Source organism: Mucilaginibacter ginsenosidivorax (assembly GCF_007971525.1).
Classification (GTDB): domain Bacteria; phylum Bacteroidota; class Bacteroidia; order Sphingobacteriales; family Sphingobacteriaceae; genus Mucilaginibacter; species Mucilaginibacter ginsenosidivorax.
Genome location: NZ_CP042437.1, coordinates 1,127,197 through 1,144,566 on the forward strand (window position 1 = coordinate 1,127,197; position 17,370 = coordinate 1,144,566).

Here is a 17,370-nt window from a genome sequence, read left to right on the forward strand (position 1 = left end):
AGCACAAATATTTGGATGCGCTGAGTTGCGCCATCAGTTTAGCGCTAACCATGATTAAATATAAAATATTGATTATCAAATATTTATAAAAAATACATTCGAAGTGTGTTATTATGTTAACCCAATTAACTGTGTTGACCCCGTGCAATAATTGGTTAAATTTGATTAACTGTTCTTTTCTTCCAGTTTCTGTTGACGAATTGAACTGACATAAGCAGAGGGCGGGATGTTATACTCATCCTTAAATGCTTTTGTAAAATATTTGGGCGAATTAAAGCCAACTTCGTAGCCAATCTGGCTGATCGTCAACTGGCTGGTCTCCAGCAAGTACACGGCTTTTTTAAGTCTTATAGAACGGATAAAGTCAACAGGTGACTTACCCGTAAGCATTAAAACTTTTTTATAAAGTGATACCCGGCTCATATTCATCTTGCTGCTTAGTTCCATTACCGAAAGGTTTTCGTTTACTATATTCGATTCTATATATTCAACAATACACCTTAACAGTTTTTCATCTTCATTTTCTAAGGGAGTTTCCTGCAATTGCACATCCATCTGCTTTTTGTACGTGCGTTTATAGGTGTCCCTAAGAGTTAAGATATTTTTGATTTTTGAAAGGAGTATTTCAAAATTAAATGGTTTTGTTATGTAATCATTGGCGCCAATTTCCAGGCCCTTTATCTGTTCTTCGTCACCCGTTAAGGCGGTTAACAGCACAACGGGGATGTGCGATGTACGCTTGTCCTTCTTTAGCTTTTTACACAACTCAATTCCTGTCGTCTCGGGCATGCTGATATCACTTATGATAATATCAGGATGTTGCGATAGGGCTTTTTGCCAGCCTTCCCTGCCGTTTGAAGCTTCGATTAAAAAAAACACATCCTTTAAATTGTCTTTCAGGTAAAAACGAAAATCGTCGTTATCCTCAACTAACAGAACTACCGGCTTTTTATTTGATCGCGGCTCTTTGACAATACTTTTATCTTCATTATGAATAATTTCGTTTACACTATCGTAATTAATGTCATCGTCAGATGGCATCTCTGTTTCCCTACTGTTATAGATAACAAACGGTAATTTAACGGTAAAGCAACTGCCATGATCGGGCTCACTCTCAACTGTTATTTCTCCTCCGTGCATCTTCACAAACTCGTGCGTAATGGCAAGGCCAATGCCGCTGCCCTGGTTAATCATCGACTCGGGAATATCGTGTTGAAAAAAACGTTCGAAAATTTTACCCTGTTTTTCATGCGGAATACCAATACCGGTATCAATCACTTTAATTTCAAGCGGAGCGTCGCCAATTTCGCTATCTGCATTAAGCAATAGGCTTACCTGGCCGCCGGGCAGTGTAAATTTAAAGGCATTTGATAACAGGTTAAACAATATCCTTTCTATCTTATCATGGTCAAAATCAGTAAACAGCGAATCAATCGAGGTATCAAAAATAAAATCAATCTCTTTTTGTTCAGCGATATCAGTAAATGAAAGGTATATCTCGTTGATGAACTTCACAATATCTCCTGGCTTGCTATGTAGTTTCAACTCCTGAACTTCCATTTTCCTAAAATCAAGCAACTGGTTTACCAGGTTCAATAATCGCCTGGCGTTTTTCCCTATCATGCCCAGCTGTTGTTGCTGTTCCTGATCAGCGCGGGTAAGCATTTTTTCGACCGGTGCCATAATCAGCGAAATCGGTGTCCGGAACTCGTGGCTTACGTTGGTCAAAAATTTAGTTTTCAGTTGATCAAGATCTTGCATTCGCTTAACTTCCTGCCGCTCTTGTTCAATTAACAGCTTTGCTTCCTGTTTTTCTTTCTCTGCTATAAATTTTTCTTTCTCTGCTATAAATTGTCTTCTTATTTTTTGTATTCCGCGCCGGCGTATCAAAAAAAGCGTTCCGGCTATCAGCAACAGGTAAATAACATAAGCCAAAGTAGATTTCCAGAACGGGGGCAATACTTTAATTTTTAATTTTATATAGCTGGGTTTCCATTTTCCGTCCTGGCCAATAGCCCGTACCTTAAAAGTATAATCGCCTCCGTCAAGGTTGGTATAGGTAGCTTTCCGAGTGGCATTGCTTGCAGTAAGCCACCCTTTATCAAAACCCTCCATCATATACTGGTGCGTTATTTTATTGGGGTTAAAGAAATTGATGGCGGCAAATTCAATGGTAAACACATTTTCGCTGTGATTCAGGGTTATCTCCTGTGTGGCCGAAATTGCTTTAGATAATACGATATGGCCGTCAATTTCTTCATTGGCTGCTACGGTTTTGTTGAATAATTGAAACCCGGTGAAAATTAATTTGGGCTCATCAATATTCGGATGTATACTCTGTGGGTCAAAAATATTGAAGCCGTGCGAGCCGCCAAATACCAATTCCCCTCTATTAGTTTTTAAAGCTGCATTTATACTGAACTCCCTGCCCTGCAGGCCATCCGTTTCGTCAAAGTTTTCAAATTGAAACTTATAGGTGCCGTTGCCTGGTATCAACGTTATCCGGCCCAGCCCGTTTGATGTACTTAGCCACATGGCCCCGCTGTTATCTTCCAATGCATTCAACACCTGGTTGTCGGGCAGCCCGTCTTTTTTAGTCAGCGAAATAAAACGGTTGGATTCGGGGTTCAATATGCTCAGTCCGTCCCTTGTCGCTATCCACATCAAGCCGCGACTATCCTGGGTGATACTATTGATATCATCGCCGGTCAAACTGTTAGGGTCGTTATTCTTATTATTATAATGAATAACGCCACGTCCGTTTTTTAATATTTTATCTATGCCCAAATATCCTCCTACCCAGAGATTACCTTTGGTGTCCTCAAAGAGTGCGGATACATAAGGCGCCCTGATATCCGTTTGCTTAAAGGGAGATGAAAATATTTGTTTGTCTCTGTCAAATATTTGCAAACCCGCCGCAAAAGTGCCTATCCATAACCGGTTCGATGAATCTTCCAGGATATTCCATACCCGGTCATCAGCAATGCTTGTGGGTACCTTGTCATTGTGTTTGTAGTGTATAAATTTTTTTCCGTCAAAATGATCCAGCCCGCCAAAATAGGTACCTATCCATAGTTGCTGATCATGGTCGATACATAAGCTTACAATAATATCACTACTGAGGCTGTTCGGGTTTGCCGGATCGTGTTTATACTGGGTAAACTCGCCTGTTTTACGATCAAAATAAATTAAACCGCCCCCATTGGTCCCAATCCATAAATTACCTTTTTTATCCCCGGCAAACTTATTAACATCTTCAAACCTAAGGCTCCGGGGATCTGAGGCAAAGTGCCTGTATAACGGGAACCTGATAATATTTTTATGATAATAACTTATCCCCTCTCTGAGTGTACGGGCCCAAATAATGCCTTTGTTGTCTTTGTAAAGCGATGCCGTGTTCTGCCCTAACGATTTTGCATCATCTTCCCTGTTCAGTAAATAAGTAATTCTGCCGCTTTTTTTATCCAATAAGTTTATTCCGCCATGATCGGTGGAGATCCACATAAGGCCGTCGTCAGCCTGAACGATATTAGTAATGTTATTGGATGTAAGCGGAGTTTCTGCCGATTCTTTTGTGATGTACCGAAACCGGCCGGTACGGCGGCTGTAATAATAAACGCCGGAATCCATATTGGGGTTAAACACCCAGAGATCGCCATCGCTATCGATAGTTATCGAATAGTCCCGCCCCCTGTTATTAGCGGCTTTTTTAAAAATATCGGTATGGTACGTAATTGCATTGCGTTTTACATCAAATAACTCTACCGCGCCATCGTTATAAGCAAGCCATAAATTCCCGCTTGCATCCTGCTCCATGTCTGTGACAGAATTTGAATATAATGATGGGCTGGAACTGTGGTGATGATAATAGCGCGTGGCAGTTTTTTTTAGTTCATTATACCTGTAAAGGCCCGAATTGGGGCACAAAAACCAGAAGTCGCCTTTCCCGTTGTGAAGTATTTTGGAAACAAACGGATACCCCGGAAGTTTGCAAGCAAGGAGCACTGAAGATACGTCATTGTTAAACTGCTCCGTTTCGGGGTCATAAAAGGAATATCCGGCCGGGGTTGTTATCCATAATTTTTTGTCAGGCCCTTCAAAAATATTGTTTATAAAATCGTCATTAATGGAGTTTTTATTATTTGCGTCGTGCTTAAATACCTTGAAAGTATAACCGTCATAACGGTTAAGGCCCGAAGCCGTACCGAACCACATGAAGCCTTTGGCATCTTTAAATATGCAAGTAACCTTGTTGTGAGAGAGCCCGTTGCTTATATTGAGCCGCGAAAACTGGTATTGGCTGTTTTGCGCAAAATTGTTCGTGTAAGCAAAAAACAATGCTGAAACGACAATATAAAGTTTTATACGCATTAAAATTTGGTTGAGATCTTCGAAATCAGGAATTTGGCCCTTTAGCAGGCCGGTACCCTAAGGTAGCATAAAAGTAAGATTAATTCGTAATTAACGAGATAAAAGTGCCGATTCTGTGATTTGATCAGCGGAAAAAAAAACCAACCTCTGAAGGAAACCTATTGCCGGTGCTATGGTACAAACCATGCCCGAAATTACCGTGAAATAAAGCTTGTTACAAGAGAGCCTTTAAGAGGCTACCCGGATCATCTGGTTAAAAAAGCGATGAAACACCCTTAACTTACTACAGTTTATTAAATAATTAACACATATTCTCTACACCGTTTTATAAATTCCACTTCGGATAAGACGATTGTTTATACAAAATTCCTGCCGAACCCAAGCTTTTTTCTTAAAGCTTAACATTTACCTGCCTATTTACTAACATTTGCGTCCCATCATTAAATTATCTCTTCTGTAGTTTTACTACTCAATTAATAAACCTGGTACCAATTCAACTATTGCTCAATAATACATTACCGTTGTTCCAACCGCTGTATTATGTTGATTTTAATTGCACTGCTTGTATTAATTGTACTCCAGCTTTCTGAAAAACAAAATTTAACCAATTAAATAAATAAACCGGTTCCGGCCTGTTTATCCTATCAAAAAATGAAACTAATATTAAACTCCGCCTTACGTGGAACGGCAACTGCCTTATCGTTATTTTTTTTAATACCCCGTTGGCTAAAGGCAGTTATCCACCTAACTGCCTACACCAATACCTATATAAACCTTAAAACCAATGATAAATATATCATCGTTTTACCTGGTTGCCTGACACTTTCACTCGCAATTAACCAATTTATTAATAGCGGCAGATTTAAATATCTGCCAACCAAACCAATTTTTTATGAAGAAAACTTTAAGTTATTTTTTATGCATTCTTGCAATCCCGGCATTGACAAGGTGCACTAAGCAACAAATCGCTTTTCCGGATGTTAAACCTCTTGCTAAAACGAGCACTAAAAAACTCGCCGCCGCCAGTTACCCGAGTTACAACATTTCACCGCTACCTCCCGATCAAACAGGGATGACCAGTACCGCACCTCAAATCGCTGCAAATATGACCTTAGGTATCAATATTGGCAACACACTGGAAGCCCAATATAACGAAAACGGGTGGGGACAACCCAATATTACCCAGGCACTCATCGACGGCTATAAACGAATGGGGTTTAACGCCATAAGGATTCCCTGCAATTGGAATTGGTCGCATGTACCAGATTCAACAACTGCAAAAATAGACCCAGCCTGGCTTGCCCGTGTGCAGCAGGTTGTGCAATACTGCATTAACGATGGGATGTATGCGATATTAAATATACATTGGGACGGCGGATGGTTGGAACTTAATTGCACAACCGCCGCGCAGGCCGCCGTTAATGCCAAACAAAAAGCACTTTGGGAACAAATTGCAACACAAATGCGTGGTTTTGATCAACACCTGCTTTTTGCCAGCGCGAATGAGCCTAACGCAACGGATACTACAGGGATGAGAGTTCTGCTCTCTTATCATCAAACTTTTATCAACGCGGTGAGGTCAACCGGCGGACACAACAGTTACAGGACGCTGGTAATCCAGGGTCCCAAGGGAGGTGATATGATTTATACAGACAGTCTGATGAACACCATGCCAACTGATCCGGCATCCAGTCGTTTGATGGTGGAAATCCATAACTACACTCCCTGGAACTTCACTTTGTTGGACAAAGACGCATCATATGGTAACAGGTTTTTCTATTGGGGCTCGGGATATCACACCACTTTCGATGTTGCGAACAATCCGACCTGGGGTGAGGAATCGTATATTAGCGGAGAATACCAAAGGATGCAGAGAAAGTTTACAAGCAAAGGCATCCCGGTAATAATGGGCGAATTTGCAGTAATGGAGCGACCCCTTACGGGCGACTCTTTAAATTTCAATCTTGCTTCCAAAGCATATTGGTATAATTACAATGTGCATCAGGCTTTGGCGAACGGTTTACACCCATTTCTTTGGGACGTTGGGCATCTCATCAACAGGTCAACTTACGCGGTACAAGATCAACGTGAATTAGCGGCCCTTGTACAAGGGACACAAACTAACTCAACTCAAACATTTCAGGCTGGTGGTGTGTACCAAATCATCAATAGGTATAGTTTTAAGCCTTTAGAGATAGGTGGCTGGTTAAGTGCTAATGGGTCGCTGGCAGATCAATGGGATTATAATGGCGGAGCAAATCAGCAATTTAAAGTGCAGGCTGCGGCAAATGGCAGCTACCTGTTAACCCCCATGCACATTAGCGGTAGGTGTTTGGAGGTATGGGGTTGGTCTGGCGCTAACAGCAGTCCCGTGGATATTTGGGATTATACAGGTACTGGCAATCCCAATCAAAACTGGTTAATTCAGCCCACCTACGATGGATTCTATAAAATCATAAACGTAAATAGCGGAAAAGCCCTCGAAGTTGGGTTAGGAAATAATGCGGCAGTTCCATTCAGAAATGGTAGTGTGGCCGACCAATTTGATTACTTTGGAGGCAAAAACCAGCAATGGGCGTTTGTGAAAATATAAGTAAAACACAAAGAAATCAATTAAGTTATTTCACAAAACTGCCAAAAATCTCTAATACCCCTGTTTCAAATGAGGTGTTAGAGATTTTTTATTAGATATTGATGGATTGAATGACTTGTGCTGGTCAGATGAGCCTGGCTTTCATAAAAACTCTGCTTGATGTGTAGTATTTTTATCGACAAACCTGCCATGAGAGCATAAAAAAGCCTTTTACCATAGTAAAAAGACTTTTTAAAAAACCGGGTCGGTCATAGGTTTATTTTCAAATAACTTTATTGCTGACTTGAAAAAAATTGCTCGAATTTGAGTACGGTCATGGGGCAAATTCGAACCAACGCGAAAACTACGTCAATAACAAAAAAATTTCTCAAGCGCTATTATCAGAGCCTTACGAAAACGCAGTACAGCCTTTTTAATTACAGTAGAGTCGTGATAAAGTTCAAAACGGTTAACGTTCGCCTGACAAAACACGAGCCGCAGCACGATTAAACCCGAATCATTTAATTACTAGTTTGCAGATTTTGGCAGGAGTCTAAAATGAAGTTCAGAGATCAATTCCCATTGGATCCACTTTGCCACAAAACCGAATGAATATTGAAGCCATTTTTATAAATCTTTTATCGCTGGTTTTGTAATACTTCATTTTTTATTTCTGCCTCTAAAATTGCGTCACAATCCAACCGGCAAAATATCCAATAGCCAGATTTAGAAGCGAAATAATAAAAAAGGCACCTAAAGTGAGGCCGATTATTTTAGCTTTCGAAGTATTGTTGAAGAACTGGGAATAACACCAGCACATTAAAACGAGTAGAAAACCCTGTTGGACTATGCCATATTGGAGAGTTAATGCGTTACCGAAAATATATACAATGGGAAAAACGAGCAGGCTAACAATTAAAAACAATCCCATTAAGTATGTATTCAAAACGAGGTGTTCTGCAAGATTATATTTCCGTTTTTTAAAAATGACATAAGAAACCATGGTGCTGGTTATGATCAGGATCAGACCGTCAAAAGCAAAATGCTCAGTTATCCAGGTAATGATTTTTCCGGAAGCCCTGGTTATGTCGTTTCTGGGGTCAATTAGACTCGCGTGAAGCCGGTCGAAAATTAAGTAATGCCAGAGTAATCCATAAAAAGTGGCAAGTACAATAGCAAAGGATAGTGGCTGAAAATGCCTGACTCTTTTTCCTTCCAAAAAATCGCGGATAGTGTGACCGGGTCTTGTCAGAAGTTGCTTAGCAGTGTACAAAACCCCTTTGTCAAAATGAATCAGTCCATGTTGCAGCTCATGCAAAATAAAATGCATGTTCAGTCTCTGGGTGTCTGCCCGTTGTCCACAACTACTACAAAAATCGCCCGATACCTGGCAACCGCAATTTTTGCAAATGATCGTAGTATTTATTTTCTGAGTAGTTTTTTTCAATGTTTTCCCCATTTGCTTTCTTTGTTCAACTTTGAACTAACAATGCTTAAACTTACGATTTTGTATTGAGTTTATAAGTTTAATTAATGGTCATATCCGGTAAACACCGGTTCTTTGTATCCATGATCGCATATGAATTATCTTTATTTTCAAAAAAGTAATGCCCCCATTTTCTTTGCGATCAGTCCTGCCGCATACGCAGGGTTCAAGCGATAAAGGAGGTCCAACATTTTAGCATCCTTGCCCACCAACACCCGGTAACGGTTTTGCTCCATCCCCGCGATAATCATCGCCGCTGCCTTATCGGCAGAAAGAATCTTCCGTGCCCCTTCTGCGGAAGAGGGCAGTCGGTCTACAAGGCCCGAATTGGATAGGATATTGGTGCTAACACCGCCTGGAAATACTACAGTCACTCTTACATTCGTGCCCGACAAGTTCTCAGCTTTCATTTTCGTTATTTCTGGTTTTTGCTTTTAAGTTCAGAAACGGCCAGTGGAAGCATCAGCACATTGCTAACTTTTTCAACGATCGTTCTTCTATTCAATGTAAACGAAGTGGTTTGTTTAATATCCTCGCTGGAAGCGCCAATCTTTACTTCATATCGTCCTGGGTCCGCGACCCAGGCTGATTGGTCTGTGTTGAACGACGCAAGGTCTTTTGCATTGATAGTAAAATTGAGTGTCTGCGATTCGCCTGGTTTTAATAATCCGGTTTTAGCAAACGCCTTCAATTCTTCCGCAGGTTTATCCAGATCTCCTTTGGGTGCTTTCAGGTAAACCTGTACAACTTCTTTTCCGGCAACTTTTCCTGTATTTTTTACGTCAACACTTATCGCGATCTTGCCGGCGAATGAAGTTGAACTCAATTTGAGGTTGCTATAGGTAAAATTGGTATAAGATAAACCATAGCCAAATTCATAGGCAGGTTTCACCTTAAAGGTGTTATAATAGCGATAACCTACATAAATACCTTCTTCATAAACCACTTTTCTTTTTACGGTCGAATCATCTTTTACTTCAATACCGGGAAAGTTCTTCACCGATGGAACATCGGCATAAGATACCGGAAACGTTTGCGCCAGCTTACCGGAAGGATTTACTTTACCACTGAGTAAATCTGTTATAGCATTTCCCGCTTCAAGACCCGGCTGCCAGGCGAGCAATATGGCGTCAGGGTTGCTTTTCCAACTGGCTGTTTCTATAACCCCGCCGATATTGAGGACTACAACAACCTTTTTCCCTTTCGCATGAAATGCCTTGCAAATAGTGTTTATTGAAGCTATTTCCGCACTCGAAAGATTAAAATCGTTATCCAGATTTCTGTCTTCACCCTCTCCCGAGTTGCGCCCAACTGTAAAAATCGCTATATCATATTTCCCAGCCATTTCTTCAGCCAGCGAGTCTGTTACAGGCATCTCAGGCGCACGTTTTTTGCCACCCATTATGTTCGCGATCATATCGCCGCCTTTGGGAGCATTTTCCGCCATATAGGTCTTGTATTTTTCTTTCAGGGGTTCGTCGGTTACATAACCAGCGTTCTTCAAACCGTCTATCAAGTTTACGGAATAAGCTACGGCAACATAGCCGCTTCCTGAACCGCCTAAATAAGCCTGATAGGAGGTGTTGCCAAACAGTGCAACACTTTTTGTTTTTTTGGTAAACGGAAGCGCGCTATCGGTGTTTTTCAATAAGATCATTCCCTCGGTAGCTGCCTCTCGCGACATTGCAGCATTTGCTACTGTATTAGGCTTATTTGAATACTTGTAATTTTTGAAACGGGGAGTTTTGAGAATAAGGTTGAGGATATCTTCCACATTTCTGTCGAGCACCTTCTCATCCAATTTGCCATCTTGAACAGCTTGTATTATGGTGCTAACCTGGTTAGGGCCGGGCATCAGCAGATCGTTGCCTGCTTTCATCTGTGCAACCGCGTCTTTTCCGGCACCCCAATCGCTCATCACAAGCCCGCGGTAACCCCATTCTTTTCTTAATACTGTAGTTAGCAGATCGTAGTTTTCGGATGTGTATTTCCCGTTTAGTAAATTGTAGGAGGACATGACGGTCCATGGGTGTGATTCCCTGGATGCGACCCTGAAACCTTCAAGATATATCTCGCGAAGTGCCCGTTGGCTTGCAATCGTATTTACCGTTTGACGGTCTGTCTCCTGGTTATTTGCGGCAAAATGTTTTATTGATACGCCTACACCCTGCGATTGAATACCGTTTACCATGGCTGCAGCTATGGTGCCTGACAACAATGGGTCTTCAGAATAGTATTCGAAATTCCTGCCGCATAACGGATTTCGCTGTATGTTCATACCAGGGGCGAGCAATATATCCACCCCATATTCCAATACGTCATTGCCATACGCTTGCCCGGTCTTAAAAATCAGGTCTTTATCCCAACTTGATGCTAACAGCGTTCCCACCGGGAACGCCGTGCATTTATACTTCTGCCCTCCAAAGCCCCCTATCATGCGTAAGCCTGCCGGGCCATCGTTTACCACAATACAGGGTATGCCCAGCCTTGGTATCGCAATCGTGTTTCCGGCAGTACCTGGTACAGGATTAACCGTATTTGCTGCTAAAGTACCCGGCTGTGCAACCATGCCAGCAAACATTTTATTCTTCCTCATCGCAGGAGGGATATTGAGCCCTCCACCCACAACCAACGAGGCTTTTTCCTCAAGCGTCATAGCGGCAATCACTTCCTTTACAGAAGACTTTCCTAACTGTGGCAACTCTGTCAATTGCTGTCCCCGAACTGATAACGAAAATCCGCAGACGCATAAAAGCAAGAGGATATGGGGTGATAATTTTTTTGATGGTATCATTTCGTCAGTTTTTTTAATTCATTGATGCTGACCTGTGGAACAATTGCTTTATGATCCTTTTCAACGATCAGCATTTTAGCTAATACAAATGGCTTAGTCATTCTGATATCCTCGCTCGAAGCCCCGATCTTTACGGTATACTTTCCGGCATCAGCTATCCAGCTTGACTTTTCAGTATTAAAAGAAGCAAGATTTTTAGGATCAATTGTAAAAGTGAGTGTTTGTGATGCACCAGGCTGAAGTAACCTTGTTTTGCCAAATCCCTTCAATTCCTCTGAAGGTTTGTCCAATGTTTTATTCGGGGCGCTTAAATAAAGTTGCACAACCTCTTTACCTGCAACTTTTCCGGAATTGATGACAGTAACTGTTGCAGTTAGTTTTTTGCTGAAGGTAGCCGCACTCAATTTTAGATTACTGTAGGCAAATCTGGTATAGCTTAGGCCATAGCCAAACGGATACGAGGTCTTTACGCTGAACGTATTAAAATACCGGTAGCCTACATATATTCCTTCGTCGTATATACTTTCAGCCGGGCGGTTAGCGGGTGTACCCGGAAAACTTTTTGCAGATGGCTCATCTTCATATTTAACCGGGAACGTTGTTGCCAGCTTACCTGATGGATCAACCCCTCCGCTCAAAACATCGGCAATAGCGTTTCCTGCTTCCAGTCCGGGTTGCCAGGCTAATAAAATGGCATCAACATTTTTGTTCCAGCTTTCCATTTCTATAGCGCCGCCAATATTCAATACAACTATTAGTTTTTTCCCTTTGGCGTGGAAAGCATCAGCCACAGCTTTTAGTTGTGTTTTCTCGGCTTCTGAAAGATAAAAATCTTCCACTTTTCGGTCAGCACCTTCACCGGCGTTCCGCCTTATGGTAAAAATACCGATATCATCCTGGTCTGCTGCTGAGCTGATATCTGTCGCTCTTAATTCAGGCTCCGGCACCAAATGCGGACTACCTAATACCATGTTTTTTTCGGGGTGCGTTTTCAGGTCAGCTTTGATCTGGGTAACGTAAATTGTTTTCAAAGCCGTATCGGGCACATAGCCGATTTGGGAAAGGCCTTTTTCAAGAGCAACAGTGTAAGCTACCACAACGGCTCCGCTTCCTGTTCCACCAATCACCGGTTTGTAAGATCCGATACCAAATAATGCCACTTTTTGGCTTTTGTTTAGCGGAAGAGCGGAATTGTCATTTTTTAATAGTACCATGCCGTCCGCTGCCGCACTCCTGGATAAGGTTGCGTGTGACTTAAGATTGGGTGTGTTAGCATATTGATATTTTCTGAACGAAGGAGTTTTAAGGATGTACAATAATACCCGCTCCACATTTTGATCGAGCACTTTGACCTCTAAAGTTCCATTTTTTACGGCGTCAATTATTGCTTGTTGCTGCCTCGGAGTACCCGGTTCAAGTAAATCATTTCCGGCTTTCATTTGAGCAACAGGATCTTTACCACCGAACCAGTCCGTCATTACCATACCTTTAAATCCCCATTCTTCACGCAGTATCTTTGTCAGTAAGTCATAGCTTTCGGAAGTATACGTTCCATTGATCTTATTATAGGAACTCATTACCGTCATAGGCTGCGACCGCTTAACAGCGATCTCAAAACTGCGCAAGTATAATTCCCTAAGCGCCCGCTCACTGATGATTGCATTTACCGCATTACGGTTGCTCTCCTGGTTGTTAGCTGCGAAATGCTTTATAGAGGTGCCTACCCCATTTGATTGGATGCCATTTACCATAGCCGCAGCCATATATCCGGAAACATAGGGGTCCTCCGAAAAATACTCGAAGTTGCGGCCATTCAATGGGTTGCGCTGAATGTTCATACCTGGTGCCAGGATCACATCTACGCCATACTCTTTAATTTCATTACCAAATCCTACGCCAACCTTTTTAACCAAAGCCGTGTCCCATGAAGAAGCCAGTAAGGTGCCAACCGGCCATGCCGTAGCATAATAAGATTTCGTACTATCACCTTTGCGAAAAGGATCGATACGTACCCCGGCGGGCCCGTCAGAAAGAACCGTACCCGGAATGCCGAAACGATTAATGCTCATGGTATTTCCGGCAGCGCCCGGCACACGTCCGTCTGCTTCTCCAATGACAGCGCCATGGCCCTGGAAGCGCATGCCGGTTCCGGCGACTACAGACGCTTTTTCCTCAAGTGTCATTAACTTAATGATCTCACTAACCGGGGCATGACCCAGTTGGGGTAACTTTTCCTGTGAAAATGCGGTATGGCCAACCAACAAAAAGGCAACGGCAATAACTTGACGAAACTGGACAGTCTTCATGGTAACTACTTAGGAATATGGTTAAATTATTCAGGTTATTTATTTTCCTTTACACGTACTCCTTTAGCATCAAACATGCCCATCAGGCTGCCTTTTACATGGTCGTCATCTACCGGATCAAGCGAAAGTGTAACATCATAACTTTGGACCGTAAATGCTAAGGTTGCGGTTTTATCTTTCTCTTCTATAGAAGTAATTTTAGTTATTTCCTTACCTGCTGAATCCTGTACAGCTCCGGTTAACTTACCATCCTTCCTTTCGAGAATGAAAGTCATTTTAGAATCGCCGTTAGGGGTGCCCATCACAAGGACATTCCACTTGCCCGGATAATAATCCGGTTTAGTTTGAGCGTTAACATTTACGGAGATAAATAGTCCGATGATTACTGTAAAAACGAAGCTTAATTTTTTCATGATCTTTTATTTTTTATGTTTAATTGATTTTTATTTGAATAGTATTTTCTTTTAGTCCTGGAGCCGAGGCTGTTAAAGTCGCAAGGCCTCGTTTCGATGATGACTTAAGGATCACCTGCGCTCTGCCCTGGTAAGCCTTTTTATGCGGCTGCTGAAAACTGGACATATCCGATGGGTTACCATTCCCAACAGCAGCAATCGTCGCATTGCCTGAAAGTTTAAAATTGATTTCTGTGTCATCAACTGAAGGAACAACATTGCCTTTGCTGTCAACAATCTGGACACTTATAAATGAAAGGTCGTTATGATTTGACTTTATTATTTTACGATCAGCAATAAGCCGGATCGCAGTAGGTTTGCCAGTGGTCGATAATACGCTTGAACCGGCTTCCTTTCCGTTGTCATAACTTTTAGCTACCAATGTTCCGGGCTGGTACTCGACCTGGAACGTCGCTGTAATCGATCCTTCAGGAACAGTCTGCTCGGCTATCACTTTTCCGTTGAGTTCCAGCTTCACATTTTTGCTACGCGTATATACGTCAACCTGCATTTTCTTGCCCTCCTGGCCGGGCCAGGTCCATGATTTGATTTCGTCCGGCATTCCCCAGGTAGCGATCACTTCCTTCTGTCCCTCAGGAATCGGACGGCGCACCAGGACTTCTATCGGGCTGTTGCGCCATACTACATTCTTATAATAGGATTCCGCTTTGCGGTCGCCAATCAGGTCAAGATCGCCGCAGTAGGCGTTAAATACCGGCCAATTGTTGCGGTAGAACAAGCCCATACCCATCAGACCCTTTGATAGCTTTTGAGATTCAGGAACCAATATCGATTTACCTATTCCGGCCTCACCTATATAATCCATAGCCGTCCAGCAAAACCCGCCCAAGAACCAGGGATATTTTTCAGTCGCATCCCAGTTTTCCAATGCTGCATTTGGAAGATATTCTGTTGACATATACAACTTATTGGGGTGTTTGGCCCGTTCGGTCTCGAACCTGTGGAGGGTCACGCTGTCCCTTTGAAAATAAACAGATTGGTCAAGGAAGTAATTGTAGCCATCAACATCGAGATTGGCTACGTGCGCCTCATAATCCTTCCACGGTTTTTTGGTGTAGGGTGGTAGGAAAACGATGGCATCAGTAACTGGCCTTGTTGGATCAAGTCTTCTGACTTCATTTGAAAGTCGCATTGCATTTTGAATGCCCGATGAGTCAGGGGCTTCGTAAATTTCATTACCTATGCTCCACATGATCACTGATGGGTGGTTCCTGTCCTTCAAAACCATTGAGGTTAAATCTCTTTGCCACCAATCTTTAAAATAAAGATGATAGTCCTGAGGGTTTTTAGGCAGTTCCCACATATCAAATGCCTCGTCGAGAACCAGCATTCCCAGGCGATCACAGGCATTGAGCAAACCCGGCGAAGGGGGATTGTGGCTCATGCGCAATGCATTATAACCCGCCTTTTTGATCAGTTCCACTTTTCGTTCTTCAGCCCGGTCAAAACTCGCTGCCCCCAAAGGGCCGAGATCATGATGAATGCATCCGCCTTTCAATTTTATCACTTGTCCGTTAAGCAGGAGGCCCTTTTGCCCATCAAATTGCAGGCTGCGAATGCCAAAGGGCGTGATTGTCTGATCGATGGTTTGGCTGCCATCAATCAGCGTAACCCTGGCCTTATATAGTATTGGGTGATCTAAATCCCATAAACCCGGATTAGTTACGGATAACTTTTGAGTTAAGTCAGCGCTGCTATCAGCAGGGACAGTCAGCGGCATTTTTCGTGAAGCCACAACCTGGCCTGAAGGATTAAGCAGATCGAGTTTTACAATTACTGTCTTTTGGTTTAATGACTTGTTTTCTATCGAAGTTTGAACTTTTACTGTTGCCTTATCCTTTGAGACTTCGGGTGTCGTGATATAATTCCCCCAAAGTTTCGTATGGATTGGATTGACAGCCAACAACCAGACGTGGCGATAAATACCGGAGCCTGAATACCAGCGGCTGTTCTTACCTAAATTCTTAGCCCGTACGGCAATTACATTTGATTTGCCATTGGTTGTTAAATAATTAGTGAGATCATAAGAAAATGACGTATAGCCGTAAGGATGATTGCCTAAATGGTGCCCGTTGATCCAGACGTCAGCATCCATGTAGACGCCGTCAAACAGGATGTATGTTTTTTTTCCTTTGTAATTATTGTTTAAAGTAAAAGTTTTACGATACCAGCCGGTCCCACCTTCGGTAAATCCTGTCGCGGCTTTGCCCACAGATGTTTTGGTAAAAGGTCCCTGAACTTCACCTTCTTTTTGATTTGGGAGATCTTCAATACTCCAGTCGTGCGGCAAGTTTAAAATACGCCAACCCGAATCGTTAAACGCCGGATTTTGTGCACCATTTAAGGTGTCTTTTCTGAAACGCCAATTGTTGTCAAATGATATCTCACTACTGTCCTGAGCGTGGGTAATTCCAACTGACAAAAGCAAGACAAGTAAGATAAAAAAGAATTGGATGCTTTTCATAATTTTAATTCCGTATTAAAAACGGAATAAAGATATGGTGGCGCTTTCACATATCCAAATTAATTCCGTATTTTTAACGGAATTAATAATTTTTGTATCTTTGGAAAGCAAATTTGAATCATGATTATACCGCCAGGCTTCGCCAGTTTCTCCGAATATTCCGACCAATTCCTCAGGAACGTAGCTGTAGACAATGTAATTTTTGGGTATCACGAAAAAGAATTGAAAGTATTGCTGCAACAACCTTACACCTTAGAAAAATGGACAGTGACAGGTGGATACATCAAAAAAACAGAGTCCATCGAAGATGCCGCCAGCAGAATTGCTTTTGACCGCACTGGTATCAAAGGTCTTTACCTGAAGCAATTCGGCTCATTCGGGAACCCTCAGCGTGTAATCGATGATGGCTTTACACCCCAACGTATAGGGAAAATAACAGGTTTTGAGCTCCCGGCGGATTCATGGATCTTTGACTATTTTGTTTCCGTAGCGTTCTACACGCTTACCGAGTTTTCGAAAGTAGAATCCACGAAAGGCGAACTGGAGGCAGATTCCAGATGGTGGCCTGTTAATGAACTGCCGCCCATGATGTTTGATCACGCGCATATCATCAATGAAGCATTATCTGCTTTGCGCTTGCACATCGCCCACTTTCCAATCGGCTACGAGTTATTACCGGAGAAATTCACCTTACCCGAGATCCACAGCCTTTATGAAACCATATTGGGTAAATCACTTGATGACCGTAACTTCACCAAAAAACTGTTGCTGACTAAAATCATTACCAAATTAGACGAAACCCGCAAAATAGGAAGGCATCGGTCGCCTTTCCTTTACAAGTTTGATAAGGAACATTATCAGGAAGGACTAAAAAGCGGGGTGGCGTTGGTGTTTTAAAGCTAAT

10 protein-coding genes are annotated in these 17,370 nt (G+C 42.4%); 3 read left to right on the forward strand and 7 right to left on the reverse strand.

The genetic code is table 11. From position 1 onward, the window contains the following. Positions 1 to 165: 165 nt before the first annotated feature. Entirely contained in the window at positions 166 to 4,371 is a 4,206-nt protein-coding gene (locus FSB76_RS04490; RefSeq protein ID WP_147052386.1) for a hybrid sensor histidine kinase/response regulator transcription factor, read from the reverse strand. Positions 4,372 to 5,022: 651 nt separating this feature from the next. Between FSB76_RS04490 and FSB76_RS32330 the strand changes: the two genes are divergently transcribed. Continuing rightward, positions 5,023 to 5,328, forward strand: a complete 306-nt coding sequence (locus tag FSB76_RS32330) for a hypothetical protein (RefSeq protein WP_192910178.1) — start codon at positions 5,023 to 5,025, stop codon at positions 5,326 to 5,328. 115 nt (positions 5,329 to 5,443) lie between these two features. Continuing rightward, positions 5,444 to 6,964, forward strand: coding sequence for a cellulase family glycosylhydrolase (locus FSB76_RS04495; RefSeq protein ID WP_225976423.1), 1,521 nt, complete (start codon positions 5,444 to 5,446; stop codon positions 6,962 to 6,964). Positions 6,965 to 7,622: 658 nt separating this feature from the next. Here FSB76_RS04495 and FSB76_RS04500 read toward each other — a convergent pair. From FSB76_RS04500 to FSB76_RS04525, 6 genes are all read right to left on the reverse strand, one after another. Beyond that, positions 7,623 to 8,402 carry a DUF3667 domain-containing protein gene (locus FSB76_RS04500; RefSeq protein ID WP_147052388.1) on the reverse strand — a complete coding sequence of 260 codons (780 nt, stop codon included), beginning with the start codon at positions 8,400 to 8,402 and terminating at the stop codon, positions 7,623 to 7,625. A gap of 137 nt (positions 8,403 to 8,539) precedes the next feature. Next, the gene (locus FSB76_RS04505; RefSeq protein WP_147052389.1) at positions 8,540 to 8,839 is read right to left on the reverse strand and encodes an SDR family oxidoreductase; all 300 of its coding nucleotides are present in this window, start codon (positions 8,837 to 8,839) and stop codon (positions 8,540 to 8,542) included. 5 nt (positions 8,840 to 8,844) lie between these two features. Further along, entirely contained in the window at positions 8,845 to 11,223 is a 2,379-nt protein-coding gene (locus tag FSB76_RS04510; RefSeq protein ID WP_225976424.1) for a glycoside hydrolase family 3 C-terminal domain-containing protein, read from the reverse strand. Continuing rightward, positions 11,220 to 13,529, reverse strand: coding sequence for a beta-glucosidase family protein (locus FSB76_RS04515; RefSeq protein WP_147052390.1), 2,310 nt, complete (start codon positions 13,527 to 13,529; stop codon positions 11,220 to 11,222). Before FSB76_RS04515 ends, FSB76_RS04510 begins: the two co-directional genes overlap by 4 nt. Positions 13,530 to 13,564: 35 nt before the next feature. Then, positions 13,565 to 13,942: a hypothetical protein gene (locus tag FSB76_RS04520; RefSeq protein ID WP_147052391.1), complete on the reverse strand. Its 378-nt coding sequence runs from the start codon at positions 13,940 to 13,942 to the stop codon at positions 13,565 to 13,567. A 19-nt stretch (positions 13,943 to 13,961) separates the two neighbouring features. Further along, positions 13,962 to 16,466: a sugar-binding domain-containing protein gene (locus tag FSB76_RS04525; RefSeq protein ID WP_147052392.1), complete on the reverse strand. Its 2,505-nt coding sequence runs from the start codon at positions 16,464 to 16,466 to the stop codon at positions 13,962 to 13,964. Positions 16,467 to 16,586: 120 nt separating this feature from the next. Between FSB76_RS04525 and FSB76_RS04530 the strand changes: the two genes are divergently transcribed. Then, on the forward strand, positions 16,587 to 17,363 hold the full coding sequence (locus FSB76_RS04530) for an NUDIX hydrolase (protein WP_147052393.1): 777 nt from the start codon (positions 16,587 to 16,589) through the stop codon (positions 17,361 to 17,363). The last annotated feature ends 7 nt before the right edge of the window (positions 17,364 to 17,370 follow it).

Excerpts from the sequence above, each read along its gene's own strand:
- FSB76_RS04490 (WP_147052386.1), bottom strand. The coding sequence starts at position 4,371 with ATGCGTATAAAACTTTATATTGTCGTTTCAGCATTGTTTTTTGCTTAC.
- FSB76_RS32330 (WP_192910178.1), top strand. The coding sequence starts at position 5,023 with ATGAAACTAATATTAAACTCCGCCTTACGTGGAACGGCAACTGCCTTA.
- FSB76_RS04495 (WP_225976423.1), top strand. The coding sequence starts at position 5,444 with ATGACCAGTACCGCACCTCAAATCGCTGCAAATATGACCTTAGGTATC.
- FSB76_RS04500 (WP_147052388.1), bottom strand. The coding sequence starts at position 8,402 with ATGGGGAAAACATTGAAAAAAACTACTCAGAAAATAAATACTACGATC.
- FSB76_RS04505 (WP_147052389.1), bottom strand. The coding sequence starts at position 8,839 with ATGAAAGCTGAGAACTTGTCGGGCACGAATGTAAGAGTGACTGTAGTA.
- FSB76_RS04510 (WP_225976424.1), bottom strand. The coding sequence starts at position 11,223 with ATGATACCATCAAAAAAATTATCACCCCATATCCTCTTGCTTTTATGC.
- FSB76_RS04515 (WP_147052390.1), bottom strand. The coding sequence starts at position 13,529 with ATGAAGACTGTCCAGTTTCGTCAAGTTATTGCCGTTGCCTTTTTGTTG.
- FSB76_RS04520 (WP_147052391.1), bottom strand. The coding sequence starts at position 13,942 with ATGAAAAAATTAAGCTTCGTTTTTACAGTAATCATCGGACTATTTATC.
- FSB76_RS04525 (WP_147052392.1), bottom strand. The coding sequence starts at position 16,466 with ATGAAAAGCATCCAATTCTTTTTTATCTTACTTGTCTTGCTTTTGTCA.
- FSB76_RS04530 (WP_147052393.1), top strand. The coding sequence starts at position 16,587 with ATGATTATACCGCCAGGCTTCGCCAGTTTCTCCGAATATTCCGACCAA.